The organism is Psychromonas sp., from assembly GCF_041586535.1.
Taxonomy (GTDB): domain Bacteria; phylum Pseudomonadota; class Gammaproteobacteria; order Enterobacterales; family Psychromonadaceae; genus Psychromonas.
In genome coordinates this window covers 1-3,685 of sequence record NZ_JBFGZY010000215.1, presented here as the reverse complement: position 1 = coordinate 3,685, position 3,685 = coordinate 1, and the positions used below count along the sequence as shown (strand labels likewise).

The window sequence follows — 3,685 nt, the reverse complement described above, 5'->3', positions numbered from 1 at the left end:
TAAAATGCTTGGTACACTGATTGCGGTAGCCGGTGTCGGTGTGATGGCGATGTTCCTGTTACCTAACCCGATCTGGGGACGCATGATCTTCGTTCTTTGTGGCGGGATTGTGATGGGCGTTGGTTTACTGCTGGTCAAAGCAGTAGATGATAAAGTAGAAGAAATGGAAGACGAAGATCCGGCAACTGTGACACAAAATTAATTCCTTTAACTAAGTCGCATTTATATTTTAAGCAGCCATCTTCCTCTGGCTGCTTTTTTATTTTAAATCCTTTGTTTAAAACCTGAAAATTGTATATTTGTATATTGTTTGTGAACATAGATACTACTAATTGATTAATAGCGAGTCTTATTATGCCTCAGTCTCTTTTCCCGAATATAATCCAGTTTATCGGCCAGATAGATCCTTTCGATAAGATCCCTAAAGCAGCCCTGCAAGAGTTAGCATCACATGTTCAGATTATTTATCTGAGTAAGGGGGAGGTTGTTGATTTGTGTAAAGCGGGCAGGGAAAAATCACTTTATATTATCCGAACCGGCTCCATGGAGCAGCGCAAGGCAGATGGTGTTCTACGCGCAAGGCTGGGATCTGAAGACCTGTTTGGTTTTTCATTTCTCGATAAAGAGATGGATAATGATAAAGGCTATCAGGCAATTGCCATTGAAAATACCCTGCTATATTTGATTCCGCATTCTGCCTTGCTAGCTTTGTTTAAGGCATTCCCAAGTTGTGCTGAACACTTTGCTTCTCAGGCGCAGGTCAGATTGAAGTCGGCGCTTGATGTGGTCTGGTCGGATAAAGAGAAAGGAATTTTTATTCGCAAAGTTGCAGACGTTGCCAGTGGCAGAGTCGCTGTGGTGACAGCGGATAAAACCATCCGGGAAGTCGCCCGCGAGATGCGTGTCGTTCAACGTTCTTCATGCGCGGTGATCTACGAAAACGATAAAATTGTAGGTATTATCACGGATCGCGATATGACCAAAAGAGTGATTGCTCACGGCGTTTCTGTTGATTCACCAATTTCAACAGTGATGACCTACTCACCTCTTACCGTAAAACCCGATGATCTGGTACTACACGCCGCCTCGGTCATGATGCAGTACAGCATTAGAAATCTACCCGTGGTAAAAGACAATAAAGTCATTGGCTTGCTGACCACTTCCCATTTAGTTCAAAATCACCGCGTGCAGGCTATCTTCTTAATAGAGAAGATAAAATACGCCAATAGCATCAAATCCCTGGAAAGCTATACCCCTGAACGACAGGCCATCTTTGAAGCATTGGTGGAAGGTAAAGTTGCGCCTGAAACAATTGGCAAAGTGATGACCATGATTATGGATGCCTACACCCGCCGAATCATTCTGATTGCGATTGATAAATTGGGTCCCCCACCCTGCGACTTCTCCTGGATTGTCGCGGGATCTCATGCACGCAATGAAGTTCATATGCTGTCAGATCAGGACAGCGCCATTGTACTGGCAGATAACGCAACAGACAACGATCGGATTTACTTCAAACATTTAGCAATGATTGTAGCGAATGGATTGGCAAGTTGTGATTATCCACTGTGTCCCGGTAAATTTATGGCCGCAACACCAAAATGGTGCCAGCCACTGCGGATTTGGAAAAACTACTACAAAAAGTGGGTAGCAAATCCTCAATATGAATGTTTGTTGAATATCAGTGTGTTTTTAGAAATTCGCACCGTCTATGGCAACGGCGATTTTGAATCAATATTAAGAGATGAACTGCATTCCAATATTCGCAGTAACCGTGAATTCTTAAGTACTTTAGTTAAGGATGCAATCAATACCAATCCTCCATTGGGTATCTTTAATAGCCTGGTATTGGAAAAATCCGGTGAGAATAAGAAAACCCTCAACGTAAAAAAATACGCCATCAATCTGATTATTGATTTAGCCCGAATATATGGCCTGGCGGTTGAATGCGACCTGTCCGCAACCGATGAGCGTTTTGCAGCGGCGAATAAAAAAGGCATATTAAGTGACGATGCTTACAAAAATATTTTAGGCGCTTATCAGTTCATTTTATTTTTCCGTTTCAGTCACCAGCTCGAAGCACTCAAAAACGGCGAAGAGCCAAATAATAATATCAATCCGGACCGTTTTGGCAGCTTTGAGCGCAAACATTTAAAAGATGCATTTAGAATTATTGCTGATCTTCAGGAAGCTGCAAAAATCAGATTCGGGAGTATTCAATGAGAACGCTAATAAAATATTTTCACCCCCTGGAACGGGTCAAGCGCAGGCGTAAACAGTATTTGGCAAACATTAAGCTGCCCAATATTTTATTCAATATCGTAGCGCAACCTTGTCCGGAGTTGTCTGATTTAGCAAAGGATTCGGATTTCATCGTCCTTGACCTGGAAACCACTGGTTTAGACAGTAAAAAGGATATAATACTCTCTATGGGTTGGGTGAATATCACTAGTGGCCGAATTGATATGGCCTCCGCGCAGCACCTCTACCTGAATAATGATTCGCAAATTAAACCTGAGACAGCGGTGATTAACCATATTACCCCACAAATGTTATCACAAGGCGTAACCATTCATGATGCAATGATGACATTTTTTGAAGCAGCAAAAGGAAAAATTATTGTAGCCCATGCTTGTATTGTTGAAGAGCACTTTATTAACGAATACCTGCTGAAAAGTTACGGGTTGCGGCAACTCCCCCTGCTTTGGCTGGATACGCTTTGTATTGAAAAAAAAATGGCGAATGCGATCAGCAGTCATGAAGAGATAGATTTGACCTTGGCCGAAACACGTAAGCGCTATGGTTTACCTGAATACAACAGCCACAATGCTCTCGCAGACGCAGTTTCAACAGCGGAGCTTTTACTGGCGCAACAAAAACGCGTAATGCCAAATTCAGATGCCACTTTGGGCGTACTTTACCGGATGAGTCAGTAGCTTGCTGGAAAGAAGGAAAGCCGTCAATTTAAGTGCGCAACATCGCTGCGCCAGCATACGCAGTCTGGCGAGACGATAAGCCCTTATTTATAGCATGAACGCTTTATAAAGATAAATTTGGCATCGCATTCTGTGGAATGATTGCGCCGGGATACTGAATGACCTGACCGGCAAGAGAGTGCCCTGAAAATGAAGCTTCAAGTGCGTCTCCGCCGCAAAAACGTTTCGCTAAAAACCCGGCACTAAAGGAGTCACCTGCAGCGGTGGTATCAACAACATGACTTACGATAGTCGGGGCAACATAATGCGCTTTCTGATCTTCAACCACTAAGCAATCTTTGCTGCCACGCTTGATGATGATCTCTTTAACACCGGCATTTATTGTCCGTTCGATACAATGTTCCACATGAATATCACCGTAAAGATCCTGCTCATCATCAAAGGTCAGTAAGGCGGTGTCGGTAAGGGTAAGCATCTTCATATAACACTCGACAGCTTGCTCCCGGTTAAGCCAAAGTTTAGGACGATAATTGTTATCGAAGAATACCTTACCGCCCTGCGCTTTATACTGCTCAAGGAAGCTGAACAGTACCTTACGTCCATTCTCTGTCAGAATGGCTAATGTAATGCCGCTCAGATAAACAGCATCGTATTGCAGAAGCTTTTCGATTAATGCGGGTGAGTCCGGTTGGTCAAAGAGATATTTGGCTGCGGAATCACTGCGCCAGTAATGGAAACAGCGCTCGCCG

At 43.5% G+C, this 3,685-nt stretch carries 4 protein-coding genes; 3 read left to right on the top strand and 1 reads right to left on the bottom strand.

The window, feature by feature from the left end:
* The 3 genes from ABZA00_RS16640 to ABZA00_RS16630 all read left to right on the top strand — a co-directional run.
* Positions 1–202, top strand: a 202-nt coding sequence (locus ABZA00_RS16640; protein WP_372883272.1) for a hypothetical protein, incomplete at its 5' end; no start/stop codon positions are given.
* 152 nt (positions 203–354) lie between these two features.
* Entirely contained in the window at positions 355–2,223 is a 1,869-nt protein-coding gene (locus tag ABZA00_RS16635; protein ID WP_372883271.1) for a DUF294 nucleotidyltransferase-like domain-containing protein, read from the top strand.
* On the top strand, positions 2,220–2,936 hold the full coding sequence (locus ABZA00_RS16630) for an exonuclease domain-containing protein (RefSeq protein ID WP_372883270.1): 717 nt from the start codon (positions 2,220–2,222) through the stop codon (positions 2,934–2,936). Before ABZA00_RS16635 ends, ABZA00_RS16630 begins: the two co-directional genes overlap by 4 nt.
* A gap of 103 nt (positions 2,937–3,039) precedes the next feature.
* On the opposite strand, the gene ABZA00_RS16625 is transcribed toward ABZA00_RS16630, so the two are convergent.
* A partial coding sequence (locus tag ABZA00_RS16625) for a sugar kinase (RefSeq protein WP_372883269.1) occupies positions 3,040–3,685 on the bottom strand: 646 nt, incomplete at its 5' end.